This is a genomic window from Dermacoccus sp. UBA1591 (assembly GCF_002322065.1).
Lineage (GTDB): Bacteria > Actinomycetota > Actinomycetes > Actinomycetales > Dermatophilaceae > Dermacoccus > Dermacoccus nishinomiyaensis.
In genome coordinates this window covers 1-2950 of record NZ_DCNR01000115.1, presented here as the reverse complement: position 1 = coordinate 2950, position 2950 = coordinate 1, and the positions used below count along the sequence as shown (strand labels likewise).

Below are 2950 nucleotides of genomic sequence, written 5' to 3'. Positions count from 1 at the left end.
GCGGACGTCAGGGCAGGGAGCCTGGGGCGGACATCGGTCGTCACGGTGAAGGGGCTGCAGCGGCGGCCGCGTCCGGCGTCATCGGACGACTCGGCGCGGTGCATGGGCGAACGCGCCGCCGGTGGCTAGGCTCGGTCGAGAACAGCGCCGTTCGACGGCGCACGTCACGACGAAGGGGATTGGCCATGATCACCGCTCGCGAGGTGCACGACGCCGAGTTTCGCCGCGCCGCGGCCGGCACGCCGGGATACGACGAGGTGGCCGTGGACGACTTCCTCGACCGTGTCATCGCGACGCTGACGGCGCTCGAGCAGGGCCACGGCAGCGTCACCGACGCCGTGACGTCCCACGAGGTCGTGGAGGCGGAGTTTCCCGAGCGAGCCGCCGACGTCAACGGCGGCTACGACATGGACGACGTCGACGACCTGCTCGACCGCGTCGCTCAGCGCCTGTTCGCCGCCGAGACCTCCGGTTCGCACGGCGGCGAGACGCTCCACGCCGACGATGAGTGGGAGCCCGCGAGTGGGTTGAGCGACGACGATTTCGCCGACCCCCGGCGCGACGACGGTGGTGTCCGTGACGCCGCGGCGCTCGCCGTCGCGTCAGGCGCGCCGCGCGGCGCGGTTCAGAGTGACACCAGGGCCGACGACGAGTGGCAGAGCGCCGCGGTGACCGACGGCGTTCGTTCTGGCGCCGACAATCAGCGTGGTGGCGCGGAGCCCACCCCAGAGCGTGGCTACGACCAGGTCGACGACTCGCGTGGGGGCTCGTTCGGCGAGCCCGGGGTGCGCGTGCCGCAGGTTCGCCCCGACGGCGCGTGGGATGAGGAGCCGACCGACGAGACCCGTCACGAGAGGCTCGCCGAGCCCGGCGTGCAGGTGCCGCGGGTGCGTCCCGACGGATCGTGGGATGACGCCGACGAGCACGCTGACCACGAGGCGCCTGCTCTCGCGACTGGCGACGCCGAGTCTGAGGGCGACCCGGCGAGGGGATTCCTCGGTGCGCATGATGACGCGGGCGCTCAGGACGATCACCGCACCCAGCGTGTGGTCGATGCAGAAGATGTCGCGGGCGACTCAGAGCGGCGCGGCCCCAGTGACGAGCACGTCGTCGAGGCAGGTGCGGGCGGCCGCGTCGTCGATGACGCCGTCGAGGGTGACGGGCACGCCGTCGACGACGAACGGACCGTCCAGCAGGGCATCAACCCCGTCGGTGGGGAGCCGCTCGACGAAGCTGCCGACGCGCGCGACGAGGCCCGACGCGAGGCGTCGCAGGCGTCGGCGCAGGTGAACCCTGTTGGTGGCGGACTCGCCGCCACCGGCGACGAGCTGATCGACGACGAGGGCGCTGACGACGATTCTGGCCGCGACGCGGTCGCGTCCGCCGACGAGGGCGACGACAGGAGCGACGAGGCGTCGCGAGACGTGACGATCGAACACGTCCAGCGATCGGCCGAGCCGGGCGATCAGCGCGCGGCGACCATCCGTCCTTCGATGGGCCAGTCGTGGACGGGCGGCGCTGCCGACGACGCGTCCACCGAGTCGGCCGCGGACGCGAACCACGTCGATGAGCAGGGCGAAGAGGCCCAGAGCGCAGGTGAGGTGCCCGTCGTACACGAGCCTGTCAGCGAAGAATCGATCATCTCCTACCCTGCGACGGATCATCGGGTTCCGTTGCCTCGCGGCGATGTTCGCCGTGCGATGTCCGACGCTGACCGCCAGGCGGAGGGGCACTACCACCCCGAGTTCAGCGCCTACGCCACGCCCGAGGTCCTCGCCGAGCCCGCCGGCTCCGAGATCCCGCCGATCGAGCCGGCGGCGCCCCGCAGCGACGTGGTTGCCGAGCACCAGAGCGAACCGCGTCACCTCGATGAGACCCGCGTCGGCTCGGCCGCCGACCCCGCAGCCGCGGATTCCGTCCTCGATCACGCTGGCATGGACGGGGGTGCGTTCGACCGCACGCCGTCCGACGCTACTCCCGCTTCGACGCAGACCGGTGCCACGACCGAGTCGTCGCCGTGGGACGAGCCGATCGTGTCGCGTGACCCGGCCGTCGCGTCTCATCCCTCCGACGTGGCCGCGGACGACCCGTTTGCCGACGAGGCGCCGGTCGCCGCGTTCGACCCGCACGCCGGAAACGACTTCGATCCCTTCGCCCAGCCGAGCGGTCCGACCGCGATGACGCCGCGCCTGCCGTCGCCCGAGGCGGATGGCACGTCGCGTGCTCAGGTGGACGACGCCGGCGCATCCCACGACGAGACCCCCACGTCGCGTGATGCGGTGCCCGGCTCGCGTCGCGAGGCGTCGGCGCACGTGGGTGAGGCGTTCGAGTCGCGTGACGAGACCTCCGCGTCCGATGCCCACGCTGCTGCGCCCGATGACGAGTCGTCAGTGACAGGTAACGCAGCCGCCGGGGGAGACGACGAGGCACCCGCGCCGGCATTTGCGGCGCTTCGCAGAGTCGCCCCCGCCAAGGAGGAGGTCGCTCGCGTGCGTGAGCCCCACGACGATCGCGACGCGATGGGCGCCCCGGCGCCCGTCGCCGCCGAACTCGCCCGCCGCGCGGCCGAGCGCGAACGCCTCGCGACCGCAGGCCACGCTGCAGAGGGAGAGTCTGCCGAGACGGCCCGGACGGTGGGTGACTCGTCAGACGCGTCCTCCAGCGTCCCCGCGCTTCTGGTGGACGGATCGGGCGGTGACGCAGCGGCCAGTTCGTCGCCGCAACGTGCCTCCGACGACACGCGGGCCGCGAACGGCGGTCAGGCCCCGTCGAGTGATGATGAAGACGACGCCTGGAGTGTCGGACGTCCGGAGCCCATCGACGCAGCCGAGCCGATCGACGCCGTGAAGCAGCCAGAGACGATCGAGGCGCCCAAGCCGTTGCCGGCGCGGGACGACACGTCCCGCAAGGGCATTCTGCGTCGCATCTTCAGGGGCTGATTCAAGGGCTG

1 protein-coding gene is annotated in these 2950 nt (G+C 72.2%); it reads left to right on the top strand.

Annotated elements, in window-relative coordinates; translation table 11 throughout:
• Positions 1-185: 185 nt before the first annotated feature.
• A complete protein-coding gene (locus tag B2284_RS13155; RefSeq protein ID WP_136788590.1) occupies positions 186-2939 on the top strand; it encodes a DivIVA domain-containing protein in 2754 nt (917 codons plus the stop codon).
• Positions 2940-2950 lie beyond the last annotated feature (11 nt).

Coding starts and splice junctions, on each gene's coding strand:
- B2284_RS13155 (WP_136788590.1), top strand. CDS start 186: ATGATCACCGCTCGCGAGGTGCACGACGCCGAGTTTCGCCGCGCCGCG.